We start from the raw sequence: 21,887 nt of genomic DNA on the forward strand, positions 1-21,887 counted from the left end.
TAATCGTCAAAAATATTATTGTTTTCATGGCATAAACTTTATTTTTGCAACAAACACAAAAACATGACCATTTTAATTCTCGGTTCCGGTGGAAGGGAACATACTTTCGCTTGGAAACTTGCCCAAAGTCCATTATGTAAAAAACTATTTGTGGCTCCAGGAAATTCTGGAACTGCAGGAATAGCTGAAAATATCGACCTTAAAGTCACTGATTTTAAAGCGATCAAGACGTTGGTTCTCGAAAAACAGATCCAAATGGTTGTTGTTGGTCCAGAAGATCCTTTGGTTCAGGGCATCCATGATTTTTTCCTAAATGATCCAGAACTGAAAAATGTATCGGTCATTGGACCTCAAAAAGCGGCAGCGCAATTGGAAGGCAGTAAAGAGTTTGCCAAGGAGTTTTTATTTCGCCATAATATCCCAACCGCAGCTTACCAAAGCTTTGATGCCACTTCCTTAGAAGCTGGATATGAGTTTTTGGAAACCTTAAAACCACCTTATGTTTTAAAAGCAGATGGATTGGCAGCCGGGAAAGGCGTTTTGATCATAAACGACATCAATGAGGCCAAAGCAGAACTTAAAAGCATGTTGGTGGATGCCAAATTTGGATCAGCCAGCAACAAAGTTGTTATTGAAGAGTTTTTAGATGGCATAGAACTCAGCTGTTTTGTACTAAGTGATGGAAAAAACTACCAAATTTTACCAACGGCCAAAGATTACAAACGTATTGGCGAAGATGATACAGGTTTAAATACCGGTGGAATGGGCGCTGTTTCGCCTGTGCCGTTTGCTACGGAATCCTTTTTAAATAAAATTGAAGAACGTGTGGTCAAACCAACCATTGCAGGACTTCAAAAAGATGGTTTAGATTATAAAGGATTTATTTTCATCGGACTGATTAAAGTTGGAGAGGATCCTAAAGTTATTGAATATAATGTGCGGATGGGAGACCCGGAAGCAGAAGTTGTGATCCCAAGACTTAAGAATGATCTTGTTGAGGTTTTTCAGGCTATTGCCAATCAGGAATTGGATAAAATCAAGATTGATATTGATGAACGTGCGGCAACTACAGTGATGTTGGTGTCTGGTGGCTATCCTGAAGACTATGAAAAAGGTAAAGAAATAACGGGATTGGAAAATCTAACGGATGTCATTCCGTTTCATGCAGGTGCCATTTTGAAAGATAATAAAGTCGTCACTTCTGGCGGACGCGTTATGGCGATCACATCATTTGGAAATACATACCAAGAGGCCATAAAAAAATCTTATCAAAATATAGAAAAACTACATTTTGATAAGATGTATTACCGTAAAGATATTGGTTTTGATTTATAAGAAAGAATGGGACGAGACGCTCTTGTCCTCTTCTTTGTTATCATCGTGTTTTTTCAACTCTAACATCCAATAAACAAAGCCTACCATGGCTATTATGATAAGTATCCATGAAACGATATTGGCAAGCCACCAATTTTCAAGTTCTAAAGCCATTAAAGCGTCAAAAGGCAAAAGTAAAACGTTAGTGAACAAATTGCCTATGCCATTAAAAAATTCAGTCATGATAATAAATATTATATTTACAAGTACAAAACTACGTTTTTTTTAATTGAAATGTTCAATAAATTAAATTCGAATTTTGTTTTCATGAAAGCTAAGCCTCAACAATGAACCCAGAACAGTGCTCTAAATGATTTCAAGTTTTTTTAGCAAAGCAAAACCCATACATCTTGTTGTGGTTAGTGTCTTACTTCTTGTGGTTTTTGTTATGACTAAAATGTCGACCATAGCAGAGGCTTTTTCTGTAGAGCTTTTTTTCAGAGAAGCTTTTCTTTTTGGCGTATGCTTGGCTTCACTTTTTGTCCTTGATTTTTTTGTGAGCAAAAACAATCTTACCAAAAAGAACAGTTATAAAATTTTGATGTTCGGTCTTTTTGTGGCCGTTTTACCGGAATCTTTACTGAATTCAAAATTGCTGATTGCCAATTTATTTATTTTATTGGCGTTAAGACGTATCATCAGTTTAAGGACTTCAAAAGACATCAAGAAAAAGCTTTTTGATGCCGCACTTTGGATCAGTTTGGCAACGTTATTGTTTTTCTGGGCCTCTTTATTTTTTATTTTGATTTTTCTGGCACTATTACTTCACTCCATAGTAGATATCAAAAATTGGATTATCCCAATCGTCGGAATAGTTTGTGTTGCGATAATTACCGCCTCTTATATGATTGTCATGGGGGTGGATTTTACGCCTTATTTACAGGGCTTTTTTGATGTTAGTTTTGATTTTACACCTTTAAATTCAAAACGTATTATCGTTGCTGCCACCATATTATTGTCTTATGGCACATGGGCTTCGTTTTATTTTATGAGAAATATAAAACATCAATTAAAAAGCTATAAGCCGTCTTTTATACTGGTCATTATATCGTCTTTAATTGGTTTGTTGATTATTTTGGTGTCGCCCTATAAAGATGGTAGCGAATTTATTTTCTTATTCGCGCCCTTGTCCATTATTATGTCTAATTACCTTGAAATTATCCCAGAAAAATGGTTTAAGGAAAGTTTAATTGTTATTTTGATATTGGTGTCCGTGATGAACTTAATGCTGTAGTTTTTCGCCAAATGCCAAATCGCCAGCATCACCAAGGCCTGGCATGATATAACCTTTCTCATCTAATTCCGGATCTACCGTGGCAATCCATAAATGCGTGTCCTTACCAAAATGTTTACTGATATAGTCAATACCAGGCTGAGCGCCGATAACGCACGCCAAATGCACATCTTTAGGGGTTCCAAAAGGTTTTAAAGCTTCAAAAGTAGCGACTAACGATTGTCCCGTAGCCAACATCGGATCGGCCAAAATAAGGGTTTTGTTTTCTAAGCTCGGGCAGGCCAAATATTCCACAACGATCTCAAAACTATCTGGGTTTTTTTGATGTTGGCGATACGCCGAAATAAAAGCATTCTGGGCATTGTCAAAATAGGTCAACAGTCCATTATGTAAAGGCACTCCAGCTCTTAAGATGGAACACAGTACAATATCATTGTCCATAACGTTCATTTCGCAAGTGCCTAAAGGCGTTTGAATTTGCGCTGCCTTATAATTTAAGACTTTGCTAATTTCATAGCTCAAAATCTCTCCGATACGTTCAATATTTCTGCGGAAGCGCATGCTGTCTTTTTGAATGTTGACATCTCTTAATTCGGAAACGAACGTGTTTAAAATGGAATTTTTTTCTGTTAAGTTGTGAATGTGCATAAGGCTTAAACTCTATTTTTGAATGGTAAAGTTAATTAATTAGAAGTATATTTACATTTTAAAAATCATCAGATTATGTTTACAGCAAAGGCCAATGAAATTTTTCAAGATGTCATCAATACGTACCATATAAAAAATACGGTTGACCAGTCTTTTACAAATATTTATGACGAAGATAAGCATCTTATAGAACATCTTTTATATAGAAAATGTTGGATCGATACCGTACAATGGCATTATGAAGATATTATCAGAGATCCAAATATTGATCCTGTTGCGGCTTTAAAATTGAAACGTCAAATTGATGCTTCCAACCAAGATCGAACGGATATGGTAGAATATATTGACAGTTATTTTTTGACAAAATATAGTGATGTTCAACCCAAATCGGACGCTACGATAAATACCGAAAGCCCTGCTTGGGCCATTGACAGATTATCAATTTTAGCGTTGAAAATCTACCATATGAATGAAGAAGTGGAGCGTCCTGATGCTTCTTCCTCACATAAACTCAATTGTACCACGAAGCTTAATGTGCTTTTGGAGCAGCGTAAAGATTTGAGCAAAGCCATTGACGATTTACTGGTTGATATTCAAAATGGCGATAAATACATGAAAGTGTATAAGCAAATGAAAATGTACAACGACGACGAGTTGAATCCTGTACTTCGTGAACGGAAATAGTGTAAGTATAACCTGTAAGGTTTTTAAAACCTGACAGGTTTGATTTTCAATAAGATGTCCAAACAACCAAAACACATCCTCGTCATTCGTCTGTCCGCTATGGGAGACGTGGCCATGACCATTCCCGTGTTAAGCGCATTCACAAAACAATATCCTGATGTTAAGTTAACCGTCTTAACACGAGAATTTTTTAAACCGTTTTTTCGTGATTTGGAAAATGTATCTGTGTTTTCAGCAGATTTAAAAGGACGACATAAAGGGTTTTTCGGGATTTTGGATCTTTCCAAAGAATTGCGGACTTTAGGCATTGATGCCGTTGCCGACTTGCACAACGTTTTACGCAGTACCATCCTAAAAATATTTTTGTTAGATCTTAAACCCATCCAAATTGATAAAGGAAGAGCTGAGAAAAAAGCCTTGGTCACAGGGAAAATTTTCGAGCAGCTCAAAACCACAATCCAACGTTATAAAGATGTTTTTGAAAAATTGGGTTTTCCGATTAAGGAATCAGAACCCGAGTTTCCTAAACGTTCTGAACTGAATTTTAAAACCTTAGAAATTGTTGGAAAGAATACTAAAAGCTGGATAGGAATAGCGCCATTTGCAGCCCATAAAAGCAAAATGTATCCTTTAGAGCTGATGGAAGAAGTTATCACAGAACTTTCAAAAAATCATACGATTTTATTGTTTGGAGGAAAAGCGGATGTCGATTATTTGAGTTCTCTGGAGAATGAAAATGTCATTAGTATTGCCGGAAAACTGAGTTTGGACGAAGAATTGGACGTTATCTCTAATTTGGAGGTCATGCTTTCCATGGATTCTGGAAACGCCCATATGGCAGCCATGATGGGAATAAAAGTCGTGACACTTTGGGGCGTGACGCATCCGTATGCTGGGTTTTATCCCTTTCATCAAGATGAAAGTTTTGCGCTTTTGGCAGATCGTACAAAATACCCTAAAATTCCGACCTCTGTTTATGGTAATAAATTCCCTGTAGGGTATGAAAACTGCATGCAAACCATTCTTCCAGAAGACGTTATCGAAAAAATGGAACAGGTCATAAAAAAACCCCACTAGAAAAGCAGGGTTAGATTTGATGCGTGTTTAATAGATAATCCTTATAATAAAAATTAAACCGTTTATAAAAATATTGGTTTCATTCTCTTGAACATTATTTTATAACAATTAATTAGCGATTATTCGATGAAACATTAATTTCTTAGGGTAAAACGCAATAAAATAGATTAATCTTAATTAAATCAATTAAATATCGTCATAATCAATACTCACATTTGGTGTAATTGGATGCGCTTGACAGGTTAAAATTAAGCCTTCGGCAACTTCGACATCGGTCAAAATACTGTTATTTCGCATTTTGACTTCGCCTTCGGTTACCCGTGCCAAGCAGCTACTGCAAATTCCGCCTTGACAAGAATAAGGCGCATCCAAATCTTTATCTAAAGCCGCCTCAAGGATGGTCTGTTTTTGCGACATTTCAAAGGTCGTGGTTTCATCATCCAAAACGATGGTAATTTTAGTTTGCCCATCAGGAATTGCAACAGTATCAGCTTCTGTTGGTTTTGCAGCCTTAAACAGTTCAAAGAAAACACGTTCTTTTGCAACTTCATGTTCTTCAAGTACATCTTTTACCGTATGGATCATGGCTTCTGGGCCACATAAATAAAAGGCGTCAATGGTCAAATCTTTATGTTTATTTTTTAAGATCAGATTGACGGTGCTCTTTTCAATACGTCCAAAAATAGAATCCTCTTCTTGCGCTTGGCTAAACACAAACTGAATGGATAAGCGGTCACTATATTGGTGTTGTAAATCCAGTAATTCCTGTATAAACATGGTGTCATCCGTTGTTTTATTCCCATAAACCAAAACCACGTTGCTTTGTACTTCTTCTTCCAAAGCACATTTAACAATACTTAAGATCGGAGTGATTCCACTTCCTGCTGCAAAAGCCGCAATATGCTTGGTTTTAAAATCATTGGGTTCAAAAACAAAATGTCCTCTCGGTGCAGCGACTTCTAGAGTATCGCCAACTTTGAGTTCATGATTAGCGAAAGCAGAAAATGTACCGTCTTGAACTTGTTTTACAGCAACTTTCAATTCACCACTTTTTGGGGAAGAACACAATGAATAATCGCGTCTGAGTTCTGTGCCGTTGAGTTCAGTTTTTAAAGTAATGTATTGGCCGGCTTTAAACGTGTAGGTTTCTTGTAAATGTTGAGGAATTTCAAAGCTAAGGGTTACGGCTTGAGATGTAAGCCGCTCAATACTTTTTATGACTAGGGTGTGAAAATTTGACATGTTTTAATTTTTGTTCAAAAGTAACGAATGCTTAGATTAAATGCCACTTCTCTAACAAAATAATAAGATAACAACTCGCATTTTCACTACAAAACATCTCTTAAAATTAAAGGCAAGAGAAATTTGTTTGTAACAAAAAGTGTATTATCATTACTAACGATTAAACTACAACCACGTCTCTATGTTCAAGTATTTTATTAGTCTCGAGTGGAAATCCTTTATTAGGTCAGCTTCTTTTAAGGCAAATTTGTTCCTGAAAATCATAATGGTTTTGGGCGCCCTTTGGATGATTGCTTCTTTTTCAATATTAGGTTTTGGCGCTTATTATATGATTGAAGAGGGACTCAACAAGGAACCTTTTGAAGTGGTCAATCAAGTGGTCATTTACTATATGATTTTTGACTTGGCATTTCGATATTTTCTTCAGAAAATGCCAGTGATGAACATCAAGCCCTTGATGTATTTGCCGATTAAAAGAAAAAACATTGTCAATTTTGCGATGGGTAAAACCATGATTTCCTTCTTCAATGTGCTGCATGCTTTTTTCTTTATTCCATTTTCAATCGTACTGGTGATTGAAGGTTTTCCAGTTTTACAAGTCATCGCTTGGTATCTCGCCATTTTGGGATGGGTTTTTTGTAACAACTTTATCAATATTTTCATCAATAATAAAGATGTTGTTTTTTATAGTGTCATAGGTCTAATTGTGGTGTTGATCGGCCTTCAATATTATGATGTTTTTGATATCACACAATATACCTATCCAATTTTTAACAGCTTTTATGTTATACCTTATTTGGCGCTAATTCCTGTTATTTTGGCGGTAGTTTTCTATAAAATGGCCTTTGACTATTTCAAAAAGAACCTGTATTTGGACGCTGGTTTATCCATTAAACATGAGATTGCTGAAACTGAAGATTACACCTGGTTGGACCGTTTTGGGGGCTTATCTACGTTTCTAAAGAACGACATTAAATTATTAAGACGTAACAAACGCTCAAAAATGACCTTAATCATGAGTGTTTTATTCATATTTTATGGTTTGCTGTTTTTTACCAATTCAGTGGATGCTTATCAAGGACCTTTCTGGAAAGTCTTTGCAGGGATTTTTGTTTCCGGCGGATTTTTATTCACTTTCGGTCAGTTCGTCCCAAGTTGGGACAGCGCTTATTATCCGTTGATGATGAGTCAAAATATTCGTTACAAGGATTATATCGCGTCTAAATGGTATTTAATGGTTATTGCTACTATCATTTCTACAATCCTTGCCACTTTTTATCTGTATTGGGGATGGCAAGCTTATGCTGCGGTTGTGGTGGGCGCCATTTATAATATTGGTGTGAACAGTCATGTCGTACTTTGGGGCGGTGCCTATATCAAAACACCAATTGATTTGACCACCAGCAAAAAAGCGTTCGGAGATAAACAGGCCTTTAATGTGAAAACCATGTTATTGACCATTCCTAAATTGTTATTGCCAATGGGGATTTATGCGATTGGGCATTATACACTTGGAGAAGGCTTTGGTTTTGCGCTCGTGGCCATTGCAGGACTAGCAGGATTTTTGTTCAAAAACAAAGTCTTTAATAGTATTGAGAAGGTCTATAAATCAGAAAAGTATAAAACATTAGCGGCTTACAAACAAAATAATTAATTATGATAACAGTATCCAATTTATCAAAAAAATATAACGCAGATCCCGTATTGAACATTGAAAACCTGGAGATTCCAAAAGGTCAAAGTTTTGGATTGGTGGGCAATAATGGCGCAGGAAAAACCACTTTTTTCAGTTTGTTATTGGATTTAATCCAGCCTACCACTGGATATATCAAAAGTAAAGAGATTAAAGTCAATGAAAGTGAAGACTGGAAACCGTATACTTCAGCCTTCATTGATGAAACCTTTTTAATTGGCTATTTGACGCCAGAGGAGTATTTCTATTTTATTGGCGAGTTGCGTGGTCAAAATAAGGCGGCTGTAAATGTCTTATTAGAACAATTTGAAGATTTTTTCCATGGCGAAATATTAAATCAAAAGAAATATCTACGTGATTTAAGTAAAGGGAACCAGAAGAAAGTCGGCATTGTTGCAGCACTCATTGGAAATCCAGAAGTCATCATTTTAGATGAACCTTTTGCCAATTTAGATCCTACTACTCAAATCCGTTTAAAACAAATCATCAAAGACCTCGCAGAAAAACAAGGCGTCACGGTTTTGGTCTCGAGTCATGATTTAATACACGTCACGGAAGTATGTGAGCGCATCGTTGTTTTGGAAAAAGGAATCGTGATCAAGGATTTGGCTACGAGCGCTGCCACCTTGAAAGAACTGGAGGCGCATTTTGCAGGTTCAGAAGTGGCATAATTATCATTTTATTCTCAAAATTACGTGCGATTTGTCATCCCGACGGAGGAGGAATCCCATAATTGGCTAGGCAGACCTTTCAGGTTTTTAAAACCTGAAAGCTCTTATTAGCTTTGTGGCTTAGCGTCTCTGCGAGCCAAAAAGCCATAATCGAAAAGTCCACTGCTTTTCCCCGAATAATTCAAAAAGATGCTTATTTTTACGCCATTACATACTTTTTGTAGCTATTCTTAGTTATCATATGAACCAAATACAACTCCTGTTGCGTAGCTTTTCTAAATCCATAATGTTCGTTTTTTTTGCGGCACTTATAGTCACGAGTTGCTCGCGAAAGAAGGATACGTTCATTAATAGAAACTTTCATGCTTTGGGCACGGAATACAACATTCTCTATAATGGAAACATTGCTTTAGAAAATGGAAGAGCAACTGTGGATGATGCGTTTACGGATAACTATTGGAAATTACTTCCTATTGAACGTATGGAGACCTTGGATGATTTTACGCTTCCTGGACAATCTAAAAACTCTGATTTTGAACGCGCTGAAGAAAAAGCAATCAAGGCGGTTCAAAAACATGGCATGAACATCAAAGGAAGGGAGTATAATCCTCAAATTGATGAAGCGTATCTGCTACTTGGTCAAGCGCGCTACTTCGATCAGCGCTTTATTCCTGCTTTGGAAGCCTTCAATTATATTCTGTACAAATATCCTGCAAGTGATAAAATCAATAAGGCAAAAATATGGCGTGAAAAAACGAATATTCGCCTGGAAAATAATGAGCTTGCTATAAAAAATTTAAAGCGATTATTTACTCAAGAGCGATTGAGCAATCAGGACATGGCTGATGCCACTGCCGCTTTGGCACAGGCTTATATCAATATTAAAGCTAAGGATAGTGCCTTGACGCAACTGGCAATTGCCGCTGCCTTCACTAAGAAAAACAACGAAAAAGCACGTTTTAATTATATAAGAGGTCAACTGTACAACGAGTTTGGTTATAAAGACAGTGCCAACATCGCGTTTGATAAAGTTATCGCTTTACACCGTAAAGTGCCACGCGCTTATTATATCAATGCGCATTTAGCCAAAGCGGCAAATTTTGATCTGGAAACAGGAGATGTGTTAGCCTTTGAAGAATACTTGACTGACTTGGAGAGAAACCGTGAAAATCGACCGTTTTTGGACAAGATTTATTACCGTATCGCTGAATTCAATAGAGCTTCCGATCGGGATTCTCTAGCCGTTGTTTATTATAAGAAATCATTACGAGCGTCCTCAAGCGATAAACAATTACGCGCCTTGGATTACATGACTTTGGGAGATATGAGTTTTGACAACTCTGAATATAAAATTGCTGGCGCTTATTATGACAGTACGATGACCAATTTGGTGGTGGACTCAAAACCTTTCAGAACCATCAAAAGAAAAAGAGAGAATTTGGAAGATGTGATTCACTATGAAGGTATCGCTCACGTGAACGATAGTATTCTGAATTTGGTGAATGCATCTGAAGCCGATAGACTGGCCATTTTTTCAGCTTATATCGATAGTTTAAAGGCAAAAGCCAAAGCTTTAAAGGAGCAAGAGGAAATTGCAGAGCGTAAAGCCAGTGCGGGTGTAGTTGCTGTTGATAATAATCAAAATGCTGCCGGAAACTTTTCACGTAGTGCAGGTATCACTCCCCCGGGAAACAGCGCTAAACAATCTTTTTATTTTTATAATCCCACGACGGTAGCCTATGGGAAAAGCGAATTTCGAAAAATTTGGGGAGACCGTTCGCTTAAAGATAATTGGAGACTATCGAGCACGCGAAGCAATGAGTTTGTAGTCCAAGACAATACGTTATCTGCTGATGTTTCAGAAGAGGAGCGCTACGATCCGGAGTTTTATGTTTCAAAAATCCCGACCGATCCAAAAGTCATTGACAGCATCATTAAGGATAGAAATCACGCCTATTATCAATTGGGAGTTATTTATAAAGAAAAGTTTAACGAATACGAACTTGCAAAAAAGAAGCTCCAAGCGGTATTGGATAACAATCCCGAAGAGCGATTAATAGTGCCTACCAAATACAATTTGTATGGCATTTATGTCCTGTTGGGTGAAACCAATGCGGCAGAACAGATGAAGCAGGATATCATCAAAAATAATCCAGACTCGAGATATGCCGCTATTCTTTTGAATCCAAAATCAGGAATCTCCAAGGATGAAAACAGTCCTGAAAGTGTTTATGAACGCACTTACACAAGCTATGAAGCTCAAAATTTTCAAGACGTTATCGATCAGAGTGAGAAGTACATTCTTGAATTTAACGGCGATCCAATTGTGCCTAAGTTCGAGTTTTTAAAAGCGGCTGCAAATGCGCGTTTATACGGTTTTGAGGCCTATAAAGAGACGATCAATTTTATCGCTTTAAATTATCCAAATTCTGAAGAAGGCAAACGCGCTCAGGACATCATGCAAAATGTCATTCCGGCATTATCTGCAAAAACTTTTAAGGACCATAATATGGGCTCAAAATTTAATGTGATCTATGAATTTGAAAATGCTACCAGTGAAGAGGTCGATGCGTTTTTAAATAAATTGAGGGATGAGGTTGTCAAAATTAGATACTATGATTTAAGTGTTTCTAAAGATATTTATGATAAAAACACCATCTTTGTGGTGGTGCATGGCTTAAAAAGTATTGAAGGCGCCATTGGGTTTGCCGATTTGCTTCAAGAGCGAAAAGTAAACATTACACGACCTTATATTGCGATTTCATCAACCAATTATGAAATTGTGCAACGACATAAAAACCTCAAAGACTACCTACAAACACAATAAACAACCAGAATTATGTTTTCAGAAAAACCAAAAAAAGGTAAATTAATTTCAGATGTCATTAATCAGCAAAATACCATTGCTAAAGGCACCACTATTACAGGAGATATCATTAGCGATGGCGACTTTAGAGTTGAAGGCACCATACTAGGCAATGTTAAAACCCCTGGTAAAGTGGTGCTTGGAAAAACGGGCATAATCAACGGAACACTTCATGCTGCCAATGCGGATATTGAAGGTAAATTCGCCGGAAAGCTAATTCTTACAGACACGCTTTCGTTAAAAGCTTCAGCTCATGTTGAAGGCGAAGTTGAAGTTGGTAAATTTGCCGTGGAACCAGGCGCTACTTTCAATGCGAGCTGTATGATGAAAGGTGCTCATAAAGGCACTGACATTAATGGTAGTTTAAAACCATCGCAAACCAATGGAACAGTCACCAAAAAAGGAGAATTCGCTTAATAGTTATGCCAAATATTCGTCAATAGCATTTCAAATGTTTGCTATTATAGGAATCGGCAGCTTTATTGGAGTTAAGATTGACGAATATTATGGCAACAAAAATAATTTGTGGACTATAATATTGTCTTTGTGTTCCACAATTCTTGCCGTTGTTTTTGTAATAAGACGTATTATTGCAAATTCAAAAGACGATAAATAAGGATCTTTATTAATTGAGAAAATATGCTCTCATTATCAAGCTTTTTTTACAGAGGCTGACATTATTCCGAAAGGAAATAAGTCTTTACTGACAAGAGGAGGTGGAAAGAGTATTAACAAAATAAATAAAATCCATTAAATTTTTCATTTTTAATGACTGCAGATTTCAAAAAAAGACAAATTAATTTTTTACTTCTTATCACGGTTCTAAGTTTAGTGGTGTATGGCATTCATAGTTATATACTTTCCTATTTCGGAACGGAATTGAAATTGTTTTTCCCCGTATGGCAGATTTATGTGTTTCATTTTGGCGTGACCACTTTATTATATACGGTCATAAACTATAGATTCTCAGTAGGTCAAACCGATATTTTCGTATTATTTATGGGGAGTACATTCTTGAAGATGTTTCTTTCCATTTTGTTTCTGTTACCTTTAATTCTATCCGACTTAGAGAAAAAACAACCCGATGTTTTTAACTTTTTTATCCCTTATTTTTTATACTTGAGTTTTGAGGTCTATGCAATAACTAGATTCCTTCAGAAATCATCTTGAAAACCATACCATTAATAATGGTAAAAAAGTATTTGACAATTGACATAATGTATGTACATTTGCACGGAATTTAGAGCAAGGTATTTTTAAGCTATTCATAATGACATTAAACACTTTAAGAGCCGTATTATTTTTAGTTTTTTCTGTTGCTATCTCCAATTTTGGATTTGCAACTCAAGATAACGATGACCAAGATAAGCCGTTCAATGCCAAAGAGATGATCATGCACCACGTCAAGGATGGGCATGAGTTTCATATTGTAGACTGGAATAACGAGCCCATTACAATTCCTCTTCCAATCATTCTTTTCACTGATAATGGATTAACAACTTTCATGTCCAGCGAATTTCAACATGACGATTCGGGATCGCAGATTGTTGAAAAAAACGGTGGGCGCTTCGTTAAATATCATGAAAAAATTTATCAACTGAACGCTGGTGTAGATGCTCTTGCTTTTAATGAAGAGCAACATCCTACAAACGCTTCATTGCCCTTGGACTTCTCCATTACTAAAAACGTCTTTATGATGTGGGTTTCGGTTCTGGTTCTATTATTGATATTTATTTCTTCAGCCCGTAAGTACAAAAAAACTAATAGCCTTGTTCCAAGTGGTATTGCTTCCTTTATGGAGCCGCTTATCATTTTTATCAGAGATGAGGTTGCCATTCCAATGATTGGTGAAGATAAATATAAAAAATACATGCCATTTTTATTGAGTGTGTTTTTCTTTATCTGGATCAATAATATTTTTGGATTGATTCCAATTTTAAACGGTGCCAACGTGAGTGGTAATATCGCATTTACCTTGTCGTTAGCCTTGTTCACATTCGTCATTACCCTTTTTAGTGGAAACAAAAATTACTGGAAACATATTTTCTGGATGCCTGGAGTTCCTGTGCCAATGAAAATATTTTTAATGCCTATTGAGATTATTGGAATGTTTGTAAAACCATTCTCTTTAACCATACGTTTGTTCGCAAATATCACGGCGGGACATATTATTATCTTATCGTTAATGTCCCTAGTGTTTATTTTCAAAAGTGAGTTTATTGCTCCCGTATCGGTAGGATTCTCATTATTCATCATGATCATAGAAATTGTAGTTGTTGCAATTCAAGCATATATATTTACCGTGTTGTCCGCCTTATATATTGGAACGGCAACCGCAGAAGACAATCATTAATTAATTTAATTTTTTATATTATGACTATTACAGGAATTGCAGCAATCGGAGCTGGTATCGCAGTAATTGGAGCTGGATTGGGAATTGGTAAAATCGGTGAGTCAGCTATGAACGCTATGGCTCGTCAACCGGAAATCCAAGGAAAACTTCAAACTTCAGCGCTTATCTTAGCAGCTTTCGTAGAGGCAGTAGCACTTTTTGGTGTTGTTGCGTCGTTAATCGTTTAATTAGGATTACAAAGTGCAGAGGTAACGGTTGGTTGCCTCTGTATTTTAAATTTAAATTATTAAAACTAAAACCTATTATAAATGGATTTAATTACACCAGGGTTAGGACTTGTTTTTTGGTCACTCATTACTTTTTTCATTCTTTTGGTCATCTTGAAAAAATTCGCATGGAAACCAATTTTGGGCGCAATTGATGAACGTGAAAACGGCATCAAAAATGCTTTAAAAGCAGCTGACAATGCGCGTAGGGAAATGGAAAACCTTAAGGCAGATAATGAGCGTATCCTTAATGAAGCACGTGCTGAGCGCGAAGCAATGTTAAAAGATGCACGGGAAATTAAAAATAAGATGGTGAGTGATGCTAAAGAAGAAGCGCAAGATCAAGCCTCCAAAATAATTGCCCAAGCTCAAGAAGCAATTGAAAATGAAAAAAGATCGGCCTTGGCTGAACTTAAAAATCATGTTGCGAACTTATCTATTGAAATTGCTGAAAAAGTAGTACGTCAAGAATTGGGTAGCAAGGACAAACAATTACAACTTGTAGAGTCTATGCTGAGTGAAGCAACTTTAAATTAAATTAATTAAGATCAAATTTAGATAGTGATGACATTAACCGTCTAAACATCTAACGTTAATATCTATAAAATGGCACAAACAAGAGCAGCAATACGATACTCAAAAGCAGTTTTAGACCTTGCTAAACACCAAAACTCGGCAGAGGTTGTAAATGTTGATATGAAGTCAATTGCCAATGCTGTGGCAGCAAGCACTGAATTAAAAGACATGCTTTTAAGTGCTGTAGTGCCTTCTACAATAAAAAAATCGGCTTTGTTGGCTGTTTTTACAGATTTAAACCAACTGAGCGTCAATTTGATTAATACCTTGATCCAAAACAAACGCATCAACATTTTGGGTGAAGTTGCACAAAAATATACTGAGTTATTTAATGAAAGTCAAGGTAGGCAAGTGGCAACCGTCACTACTGCAGTAGCCTTATCAGATGATCTTAAATCAAAAGTGTTGGCTAAAGTAAAAGAGTTGACCGGAAAAGATGCTGAAATAGTAAGCGTTGTTGATGAATCTATATTAGGTGGATTTATTTTACGAGTTGGCGATATTCAGTACGATGCAAGTATTTCGAATAAATTACAGAAGTTAAAAAGAGAATTTACATTAAACTAAAGAGTTGGATCCGGATGTCTAGCATCTATATTCTAACCTCTAATATCTAATAGAAAATGGCAGAAGTAAAACCAGCTGAAATTTCAGCAATCTTAAAGCAACAATTGTCAGGTTTTGAAGCTAGCGCTTCATTGGACGAAGTAGGGACAGTATTAACTGTTGGAGATGGTATTGCACGTGTTTACGGCTTATCAAACGTTCAATACGGTGAGTTAGTTGAATTTGCAGATGGTCTTGAAGGCATCGTTTTGAATCTTGAAGAAGATAACGTAGGTGTTGTATTGTTAGGCCCTTCTGTCGGAATCAGCGAAGGTTCAATCGTAAAACGTACCGAGCGTATTGCTTCCCTTAAAGTAGGTGAAGAGATCGTTGGACGTGTTGTAAATACTTTAGGAGAACCAATTGATGGCAAAGGTCCAATTGGTGGAACGCTTTATGAAATGCCATTGGAGCGTAAAGCACCAGGTGTTATCTACCGTCAACCAGTAACAGAACCGTTACAAACAGGTATCAAATCTATTGATGCGATGATTCCTGTAGGTAGAGGACAACGTGAGTTGGTTATTGGTGACCGTCAAACTGGTAAAACAGCAGTTTGTATCGATACCATTATCAATCAAAAAGAATTTTTTGATGCAGGTGAACCTGTATATTGTATATATGTAGCTGTTGGACAAAAAGCGTCAACGGTTGCTTTAATTGCAAAAACATTAGAAGAAAAAGGAGCAATGGCTTACACAACTATCGTTGCCGCCAACGCTTCTGACCCTGCTGCAATGCAAGTGTATGCGCCGTTTGCTGGTGCTGCAATTGGTGAGTATTTTAGAGATACTGGTCGTCCTGCATTAATTGTTTTTGATGACTTATCGAAACAGGCAGTAGCTTACCGTGAGATTTCATTATTGTTACGTCGTCCACCGGGACGTGAGGCGTATCCTGGTGACGTTTTCTACCTTCACTCAAGATTATTGGAGCGTTCTGCAAAAATCATCAATAACGATGCGATTGCTAGAGAAATGAACGATTTACCAGACGTTTTGAAACCAATCGTAAAAGGTGGTGGATCATTAACCGCATTGCCAATTATCGAAACACAAGCAGGTGACGTATCCGCCTATATCCCAACCAACGTAATTTCGATTACTGACGGACAGATTTTCTTGGATGGTGACTTGTTTAACTCTGGTGTTCGTCCAGCAATTAACGTTGGTATTTCGGTATCTCGTGTAGGTGGTAACGCACAGATTAAATCGATGAAAAAAGTAGCTGGAACCTTAAAATTAGACCAAGCACAATACCGTGAGCTAGAAGCTTTCGCGAAGTTTGGTTCTGACTTGGATGCCGTTACTTTAAACATCATCAACAAAGGAAAACGTAACGTTGAGATCTTGAAACAAGCTCAAAACGATCCATTTACGGTTGAAGATCAAGTTGCTATTATTTATGCAGGATCTAAAAACTTGTTGAGAGATGTTCCTGTTGAGAAAGTAAAGGAATTTGAACGTGATTATCTAGAATTCTTAAGAGCTAAGCACAGCGATACCCTTGCAGCATTAAAAGCAGGTAAATTAACTGATGAGATTACAGATACATTGGAAGCAGTAGCTAAAGATATGTCTGCGAAGTATAGAAAATAAAAATATAGTTAAGAGTTCAGAGTTATAAGTTCAGAGTGACAACATTCTTAAAACTCATAACATTGAACTCGAAACTTATAGTTACATAGATTGTCATTAGATAACAGTCCAATTCGAATTAAAAGTTTTCAATTTGCATGTGAGATTGTACATTTTAGTGATATTTTAAAAAAGAATAAGGACTTTGAGTTAGCATCTCAAATTTTAAAGAGTGGAACAAGTATTGGAGCGAATACAAGGGAAGCACAAAGAGGGGTAAGCACAAAGGACTTTAAAAATAAATTTGGAATTGCCCTTAAAGAGGCTGACGAGACCAAATATTGGTTAAAAATTCTTGAAGCAACAGGAAGAGACGTACCAAAGGACCTTAAGGATAAGTGTGAAGAGCTAATTAGAATTTTAGTTGCAATCATTAAAAACTCATAACTCTGCACTCATAACTCATAACTTGAAAAATGGCAAACTTAAAAGAAATACGTAACAGAATTACATCGGTGTCTTCAACGATGCAGATTACCAGTGCCATGAAAATGGTATCTGCTGCAAAGTTAAAGAGGGCTCAAGATGCTATTACTGCAATGCGTCCGTATGCTGATAAATTAACGGATTTATTACAAAGCTTGAGCGCAACTTTAGATGCAGATGCTGGAAGTAAATTTGCAGACCAACGCGTTGTAAATAAAGTTTTGTTGGTATCCATCACTTCCAACAGAGGTTTGGCAGGAGCATTCAACTCTAATATTATCAAAGAGACGAATCGGTTGATAAAAGAAGAATATGCTGGTAAGGAAGTCTCTATTTTAGCAATAGGAAAAAAGTCGAATGACGCTTTTAATAAAAGCAACAGAGTGATTGCCAACAGAAGTGAAATTTATGATGATTTGACTTTTGATAATGTAGCGGAGATAGCTCAGTTCTTAATGGATAGTTTTACACAAAATCAATCAGATAAAATTGTTTTGGTGTATAACAAATTTAAGAATGCTGCCACTCAAGAAATCATGACCGAACAATTTTTACCAATTGTTCCGATGGAAAAAGATGAAGATATTCAATTGGACTACATCTTTGAACCCTCAAAAATTGAAATCGTTGAGCAGTTGATTCCAAAGTCTTTGAAAACACAGCTGTATAAGGCCATTAGAGACTCCTTTGCGTCTGAACATGGTGCACGTATGACTGCGATGCATAAAGCAACAGACAACGCAACAGAATTGAGAGACGAATTGAAATTAACTTATAACAAAGCACGTCAAGCCTCTATTACTAACGAAATCCTAGAGATTGTTGGTGGAGCAGAAGCGCTTAATAATTAAATATAAAAAGTATTTAACTGGAGATTTTTGAAGGTTCTATATCAAAAAACCAAACCCAACTTTAACGAGTTGGGTTTTTTTGTGTAACATTTTTACGGTTTTGTATCTAAAGGGAAAGAATCATTAAAAATATACATTATGAACATTATTAGATGCATTGTTTGGATCACTATTAGCGTGATCAGTTTGTCATTATCCGCTCAAAATAAGGCTTTTGAGGTCAAGGTTTCGGGAAAAGGTGAACCTCTATTGTTTTTTCCTGGTTTTACATGTCCCGGCGAAGTTTGGGACGATCTCGTTTTGGAATTATCTAAAACGAATGAATGTCATGTCTTTACTTTTGCTGGTTTTGGAAATGTTCCGCCAATTGAGAAACCGTGGTTGCCAAAAATAAAAGAAGAAATCTCCCAATACATTACAAAGAAGACTTTACAAAAGGCGACGATTGTGGGTCACAGTTTAGGTGGCGCTTTGGGATTATGGTTGGCTTCTGAATCGACTTTCGATTTCAATAAAATCATTGTGGTGGATGCGTTGGCTTCAACAGGTGCCTTAATGATGCCTGATTTCAATAGTGAAGCCATCGTTTATGATAATCCTTTTAATCAAACACTTTTGGACATGGACGCTAAAAGCTTTGAACTCATGGCGGACCAAATGGTCCTTGGAATGGCCTTAAATAAGGAGAAGCATGAATTGCTTAAATCATGGATCTTAAACACTGATCGTGAAACCTATGTTTACGGATACACCGATTTACTTAAATTAGACTTACGTAAAGTGCTCGCTCAAATCAAAGTTCCAGTGACAATTTTGGCTGCCACTCAACCATACGGCAAGGAAAACGTAAAAAAGACTTATGAAGATCAATATAAAAACCTTGACAAGTACTCTATCAAATTCGCCGATGAATCGGCACATTTTATCATGTTTGATCAACCAGAATGGCTATTAGCCAACATCATCGAAGAACTTAAATAAAAAATGAAGCTACAAGTGTCAAAGTTTGAAGAGATTTATAATGCAAATTATTCCGTTGTATTTCGGATTTGCCAAGGTTACACCAATGGTGATGAGGCATTATCAAAAGATTTGGCACAGGAAGTTTTTATAAAGGTTTGGGAAAACTTAGCATCTTTTAGGAACGAATCGAGCATTTCAACATGGATCTATAGAATTACAGTCAATTGTTGTTTGCTTGAACTTCGTAATAAGAAATCAGTTGCCATTGAACCTCATTTAAGCCATTTGGAACACACCGAAACTAATTTTACAGATCATCGCGAAGTTCAGTTAAAACAAATGCATCAATGCATCAGTAAATTGAAAACGGAAAACAAAAGTATCATCTTACTCGAACTGGAAGGGTTGCCTCAAAAAGAGATTGCCGATATCATGGGATTAAGCCATGAAACCATTAGAGTAAGAATCCACAGAATAAAAAATGAATTGATTAAATGTGTTAAATTATGAAAACATTCGACGATTTGAAATCACAATGGCAAGAGCAAGCCCTTCCAGAAACCCCAAAAGATGGCTCTAAGTTAGTTTTAAAGAAGATTGATTTTCTTCAGAGTAAACACCGCATCACCAATCGTGTTCTTTTAACCACAGTATTGGTTTTGATAGGCTTTTTCTTTTATATCAATGCCTATAAGTACATGGTGGTAACCGTGGGCTTATTATTAATGATTGGCACTCTTTTAATCAGAGTGTCTATTGAATATTTTAGTATTCGAAATCTTAAGAAGCTCAATGTCACAAAAGATGCTATAGCTTTTAAAGCGGATATGATTGCGTATTATAAAGCCCGTCTCAAAACGCATTATATCGCAACGCCCATCATTATCTTCTTTTACGCGGTTGGTTTCTACTTATTGCTACCTTCGTTTAAACAAAGCCTCTCCAAAGGCTTTTACACCTATGTTTGGGTGTCGGCAATAGTACTATTGTTTATAATAGGGTTTTTCATTGGGAGGGAAATAAAAAAAGAATTGGGCATCTTAAAAAAGATAACCTAATTGAAAGCTTGAGGTCGCACTTAAGAATGTTTTCCCTGTCTTTCAAATCGTGAGAAGGGAACTTTTTTAAAATTAAAAGAATTATTGAAATGGAAGCCTATAACCATCTGAAGTATCAAAGTAAATGACCGTATGGCATCACTTGTAATTAGGATTTTAAAACAGTAATTTTGCGACTCAATTTTTGAAGCTTGGGTACGATAAAAACCTTTTTTAAGGACACAATAATTTATGGTTTGGCGACCGTTTTGCCCAGACTCATGAATTTTATTTTAGTGCCACTTCACACTGGGAAATTAGTAACCTCAAGTTATTCTGATAACACCGAGTTTTATGTCTATGCGGCATTTTTTAACGTGCTGCTTACGTACGGAATGGAAACCGCTTTTTTTAGGTTTTTTAATCTGAGTAAAGAAAAAGATAAAGTGTTTTCGACCACCCTGATCAGTCTTACGGTGTCAACGTTAGTGTTTTTAGGACTGGTTCTGATGTTTAATGAGCAATTGGCTATTCTGGTCAATTTGAAGCAAACCTATTTTAACCTATTGATCGGAGTGTTGGTATTGGATGCTCTGGTGGTAGCGCCTTTCGCCTATTTAAGAGCGACGGGCCGACCGATAAAGTTTACCGCCATTAAACTGTCAAATATTGTAGTTTATGTAATTCTGAATTACTTTTTTTTATGGGCCATTCCCGAATTTGGTATTGAATTTCCGGGATACAACCCGAATGATCTCGTGCAATATATTTTTATTGCAAACCTTTTAGCAAGCATTACCACCTTGTTACTATTATCGCCCTATTTCTTTAAGACAAAGCTCCAATTCAGTGTGGACATTTTTAAAGAAATGCTAAAATATGGATGGCCAATTATGGTAGCAGGTTTGGCCTATGTGATCAACGAGAATTTCGATAAATGGTTGTTGCCAGAAATGTTAGGGAAATCGATTAATGGCGCTTATAGTGGGTGTTACAAAATTGCGGTTTTTATGACTATTTTTATTCAAGCATTTCGACTTGGTGCAGAACCTTTCTTTTTTAATCATGCGAAAGAATTAAATGCTAAAGAAACCTATGCGAGAATCATGAAATATTTTGTGATTTGTGGGAGTTTAATGTTTGTTTTTACCGTTGCCTATATCAACATTTTTAAAGAGCTCATTGTAAGAGATCCATCTTATTGGATTGCGATTGATATCATCCCAATAGTACTTTTAGCAAACCTTTTTTTAGGCATCTATTTTAATTTGGGTATTTGGTATAAGCTCACCGACAAAACGCGATATGGAATGTATATTTCAATAGTTGGAGCTGTGATAACCATTGCTTTTAATTACATCATGATCCCCAAAATAGGCTTCATGGCATCTGCATGGGCGACATTAATTGCTTATGGAGCCATGATGCTGATGTCTTATCAAATGGGTAGAAAATATTATCCAGTGCCTTATGATATAAATCGGATTGGTAGCTATCTTGGTTTGGCAACGTTAATTTCTGCACTCTCTTATTACGGGTTTAATGAAAATTACTATGTGAGTACTCTATTAGTTTTAGTATTTTTAGGGATAGTTTTCCTACTTGAAAAGAATGAAATCAAACAATTAACTAGAAAATAGCCAAAACCTCTCAGCCCCGACGCATCGGTTTCAAAACCTGAAA

At 36.5% G+C, this 21,887-nt stretch carries 24 protein-coding genes; 21 read left to right on the forward strand and 3 right to left on the reverse strand.

Features of this window, described 5'->3' with window-relative positions:
* Positions 1-63 precede the first annotated feature (63 nt).
* Positions 64-1,335, forward strand: a complete 1,272-nt coding sequence (purD, locus tag ACOH2D_RS04440) for a phosphoribosylamine--glycine ligase (protein WP_348036013.1) — start codon at positions 64-66, stop codon at positions 1,333-1,335.
* On the opposite strand, the gene ACOH2D_RS04445 is transcribed toward purD, so the two are convergent.
* Entirely contained in the window at positions 1,330-1,557 is a 228-nt protein-coding gene (locus tag ACOH2D_RS04445) for a DUF6341 family protein (RefSeq protein WP_348036012.1), read from the reverse strand. The genes purD and ACOH2D_RS04445 overlap by 6 nt on opposite strands.
* A 127-nt stretch (positions 1,558-1,684) precedes the next feature.
* Between ACOH2D_RS04445 and ACOH2D_RS04450 the strand changes: the two genes are divergently transcribed.
* Complete coding sequence (locus tag ACOH2D_RS04450; protein WP_449534483.1) at positions 1,685-2,608, forward strand: DUF6427 family protein; 924 nt, start codon at positions 1,685-1,687, stop codon at positions 2,606-2,608.
* On the opposite strand, the gene upp is transcribed toward ACOH2D_RS04450, so the two are convergent.
* Positions 2,597-3,256, reverse strand: coding sequence for a uracil phosphoribosyltransferase (gene upp / locus ACOH2D_RS04455; protein WP_449534484.1), 660 nt, complete (start codon positions 3,254-3,256; stop codon positions 2,597-2,599). The genes ACOH2D_RS04450 and upp overlap by 12 nt on opposite strands.
* A gap of 75 nt (positions 3,257-3,331) precedes the next feature.
* Here upp and ACOH2D_RS04460 point away from each other — a divergent pair, with 75 nt between their 5' ends.
* Entirely contained in the window at positions 3,332-3,940 is a 609-nt protein-coding gene (locus ACOH2D_RS04460; protein ID WP_449534485.1) for a DUF4254 domain-containing protein, read from the forward strand.
* Positions 3,941-3,994: 54 nt separating this feature from the next.
* Complete coding sequence (locus ACOH2D_RS04465; RefSeq protein ID WP_449534486.1) at positions 3,995-5,017, forward strand: glycosyltransferase family 9 protein; 1,023 nt, start codon at positions 3,995-3,997, stop codon at positions 5,015-5,017.
* A gap of 186 nt (positions 5,018-5,203) precedes the next feature.
* On the opposite strand, the gene ACOH2D_RS04470 is transcribed toward ACOH2D_RS04465, so the two are convergent.
* Positions 5,204-6,259 (reverse strand): 2Fe-2S iron-sulfur cluster-binding protein, encoded by a 1,056-nt coding sequence (locus ACOH2D_RS04470; protein WP_348035074.1) that lies wholly within the window; start codon positions 6,257-6,259, stop codon positions 5,204-5,206.
* 181 nt (positions 6,260-6,440) lie between these two features.
* On the opposite strand from ACOH2D_RS04470, the gene ACOH2D_RS04475 reads away from it, so the two are divergent.
* The 17 genes from ACOH2D_RS04475 to ACOH2D_RS04555 all read left to right on the forward strand — a co-directional run bounded on the left by ACOH2D_RS04475 (position 6,441) and on the right by ACOH2D_RS04555 (position 21,844).
* On the forward strand, positions 6,441-7,913 hold the full coding sequence (locus ACOH2D_RS04475; protein WP_449534487.1) for a DUF5687 family protein: 1,473 nt from the start codon (positions 6,441-6,443) through the stop codon (positions 7,911-7,913).
* Positions 7,914-7,915: 2 nt separating this feature from the next.
* Positions 7,916-8,623, forward strand: a complete 708-nt coding sequence (locus tag ACOH2D_RS04480) for an ABC transporter ATP-binding protein (protein ID WP_348062773.1) — start codon at positions 7,916-7,918, stop codon at positions 8,621-8,623.
* Positions 8,624-8,909: 286 nt separating this feature from the next.
* On the forward strand, positions 8,910-11,450 hold the full coding sequence (gene porW, locus ACOH2D_RS04485; protein WP_449534488.1) for a type IX secretion system periplasmic lipoprotein PorW/SprE: 2,541 nt from the start codon (positions 8,910-8,912) through the stop codon (positions 11,448-11,450).
* A 12-nt stretch (positions 11,451-11,462) separates the two neighbouring features.
* Positions 11,463-11,906 carry a bactofilin family protein gene (locus ACOH2D_RS04490; RefSeq protein WP_348034865.1) on the forward strand — a complete coding sequence of 148 codons (444 nt, stop codon included), beginning with the start codon at positions 11,463-11,465 and terminating at the stop codon, positions 11,904-11,906.
* Entirely contained in the window at positions 11,872-12,105 is a 234-nt protein-coding gene (locus ACOH2D_RS04495) for an AtpZ/AtpI family protein (protein ID WP_449534489.1), read from the forward strand. Before ACOH2D_RS04490 ends, ACOH2D_RS04495 begins: the two co-directional genes overlap by 35 nt.
* A gap of 152 nt (positions 12,106-12,257) precedes the next feature.
* Positions 12,258-12,659 carry a hypothetical protein gene (locus tag ACOH2D_RS04500; RefSeq protein ID WP_348062856.1) on the forward strand — a complete coding sequence of 134 codons (402 nt, stop codon included), beginning with the start codon at positions 12,258-12,260 and terminating at the stop codon, positions 12,657-12,659.
* Positions 12,660-12,759: 100 nt separating this feature from the next.
* Positions 12,760-13,842: a F0F1 ATP synthase subunit A gene (gene atpB, locus ACOH2D_RS04505; RefSeq protein WP_348034864.1), complete on the forward strand. Its 1,083-nt coding sequence runs from the start codon at positions 12,760-12,762 to the stop codon at positions 13,840-13,842.
* A gap of 20 nt (positions 13,843-13,862) precedes the next feature.
* Entirely contained in the window at positions 13,863-14,069 is a 207-nt protein-coding gene (atpE, locus tag ACOH2D_RS04510) for an ATP synthase F0 subunit C (RefSeq protein ID WP_348034863.1), read from the forward strand.
* Between the two features lie 81 nt (positions 14,070-14,150).
* Entirely contained in the window at positions 14,151-14,645 is a 495-nt protein-coding gene (locus ACOH2D_RS04515) for a F0F1 ATP synthase subunit B (protein WP_348034862.1), read from the forward strand.
* A 69-nt stretch (positions 14,646-14,714) separates the two neighbouring features.
* Positions 14,715-15,251, forward strand: coding sequence for an ATP synthase F1 subunit delta (atpH, locus tag ACOH2D_RS04520; protein ID WP_348034861.1), 537 nt, complete (start codon positions 14,715-14,717; stop codon positions 15,249-15,251).
* 56 nt (positions 15,252-15,307) lie between these two features.
* On the forward strand, positions 15,308-16,888 hold the full coding sequence (gene atpA, locus ACOH2D_RS04525; RefSeq protein WP_348034860.1) for a F0F1 ATP synthase subunit alpha: 1,581 nt from the start codon (positions 15,308-15,310) through the stop codon (positions 16,886-16,888).
* A 90-nt stretch (positions 16,889-16,978) separates the two neighbouring features.
* The gene (locus ACOH2D_RS04530; protein ID WP_449534490.1) at positions 16,979-17,314 is read left to right on the forward strand and encodes a four helix bundle protein; all 336 of its coding nucleotides are present in this window, start codon (positions 16,979-16,981) and stop codon (positions 17,312-17,314) included.
* 29 nt (positions 17,315-17,343) lie between these two features.
* Complete coding sequence (gene atpG, locus ACOH2D_RS04535) at positions 17,344-18,204, forward strand: ATP synthase F1 subunit gamma (protein ID WP_348036302.1); 861 nt, start codon at positions 17,344-17,346, stop codon at positions 18,202-18,204.
* 138 nt (positions 18,205-18,342) lie between these two features.
* Entirely contained in the window at positions 18,343-19,185 is an 843-nt protein-coding gene (locus tag ACOH2D_RS04540) for an alpha/beta fold hydrolase (RefSeq protein WP_449534491.1), read from the forward strand.
* A gap of 3 nt (positions 19,186-19,188) precedes the next feature.
* Positions 19,189-19,677 carry an RNA polymerase sigma factor gene (locus ACOH2D_RS04545; protein WP_348036304.1) on the forward strand — a complete coding sequence of 163 codons (489 nt, stop codon included), beginning with the start codon at positions 19,189-19,191 and terminating at the stop codon, positions 19,675-19,677.
* Complete coding sequence (locus tag ACOH2D_RS04550) at positions 19,674-20,225, forward strand: hypothetical protein (protein ID WP_348036305.1); 552 nt, start codon at positions 19,674-19,676, stop codon at positions 20,223-20,225. The genes ACOH2D_RS04545 and ACOH2D_RS04550 overlap by 4 nt, the downstream gene beginning before the upstream one ends.
* Before the next feature lie 191 nt (positions 20,226-20,416).
* A complete protein-coding gene (locus ACOH2D_RS04555) occupies positions 20,417-21,844 on the forward strand; it encodes a lipopolysaccharide biosynthesis protein (RefSeq protein ID WP_449534492.1) in 1,428 nt (475 codons plus the stop codon).
* Positions 21,845-21,887 lie beyond the last annotated feature (43 nt).

It is taken from the genome of Gelidibacter sp. (genome assembly GCF_053579655.1).

Coding starts and splice junctions, on each gene's coding strand:
- ACOH2D_RS04495 (WP_449534489.1), top strand. CDS start 11,872: ATGGAACAGTCACCAAAAAAGGAGAATTCGCTTAATAGTTATGCCAAA.
- ACOH2D_RS04490 (WP_348034865.1), top strand. CDS start 11,463: ATGTTTTCAGAAAAACCAAAAAAAGGTAAATTAATTTCAGATGTCATT.
- ACOH2D_RS04480 (WP_348062773.1), top strand. CDS start 7,916: ATGATAACAGTATCCAATTTATCAAAAAAATATAACGCAGATCCCGTA.
- atpA (WP_348034860.1), top strand. CDS start 15,308: ATGGCAGAAGTAAAACCAGCTGAAATTTCAGCAATCTTAAAGCAACAA.
- purD (WP_348036013.1), top strand. CDS start 64: ATGACCATTTTAATTCTCGGTTCCGGTGGAAGGGAACATACTTTCGCT.
- atpE (WP_348034863.1), top strand. CDS start 13,863: ATGACTATTACAGGAATTGCAGCAATCGGAGCTGGTATCGCAGTAATT.
- ACOH2D_RS04475 (WP_449534487.1), top strand. CDS start 6,441: ATGTTCAAGTATTTTATTAGTCTCGAGTGGAAATCCTTTATTAGGTCA.
- ACOH2D_RS04465 (WP_449534486.1), top strand. CDS start 3,995: ATGTCCAAACAACCAAAACACATCCTCGTCATTCGTCTGTCCGCTATG.
- atpB (WP_348034864.1), top strand. CDS start 12,760: ATGACATTAAACACTTTAAGAGCCGTATTATTTTTAGTTTTTTCTGTT.
- porW (WP_449534488.1), top strand. CDS start 8,910: ATGTTCGTTTTTTTTGCGGCACTTATAGTCACGAGTTGCTCGCGAAAG.
- ACOH2D_RS04500 (WP_348062856.1), top strand. CDS start 12,258: ATGACTGCAGATTTCAAAAAAAGACAAATTAATTTTTTACTTCTTATC.
- ACOH2D_RS04540 (WP_449534491.1), top strand. CDS start 18,343: ATGAACATTATTAGATGCATTGTTTGGATCACTATTAGCGTGATCAGT.
- upp (WP_449534484.1), bottom strand. CDS start 3,256: ATGCACATTCACAACTTAACAGAAAAAAATTCCATTTTAAACACGTTC.
- atpG (WP_348036302.1), top strand. CDS start 17,344: ATGGCAAACTTAAAAGAAATACGTAACAGAATTACATCGGTGTCTTCA.
- ACOH2D_RS04470 (WP_348035074.1), bottom strand. CDS start 6,259: ATGTCAAATTTTCACACCCTAGTCATAAAAAGTATTGAGCGGCTTACA.
- ACOH2D_RS04545 (WP_348036304.1), top strand. CDS start 19,189: ATGAAGCTACAAGTGTCAAAGTTTGAAGAGATTTATAATGCAAATTAT.
- ACOH2D_RS04445 (WP_348036012.1), bottom strand. CDS start 1,557: ATGACTGAATTTTTTAATGGCATAGGCAATTTGTTCACTAACGTTTTA.
- ACOH2D_RS04515 (WP_348034862.1), top strand. CDS start 14,151: ATGGATTTAATTACACCAGGGTTAGGACTTGTTTTTTGGTCACTCATT.
- ACOH2D_RS04550 (WP_348036305.1), top strand. CDS start 19,674: ATGAAAACATTCGACGATTTGAAATCACAATGGCAAGAGCAAGCCCTT.
- ACOH2D_RS04450 (WP_449534483.1), top strand. CDS start 1,685: ATGATTTCAAGTTTTTTTAGCAAAGCAAAACCCATACATCTTGTTGTG.
- ACOH2D_RS04460 (WP_449534485.1), top strand. CDS start 3,332: ATGTTTACAGCAAAGGCCAATGAAATTTTTCAAGATGTCATCAATACG.
- atpH (WP_348034861.1), top strand. CDS start 14,715: ATGGCACAAACAAGAGCAGCAATACGATACTCAAAAGCAGTTTTAGAC.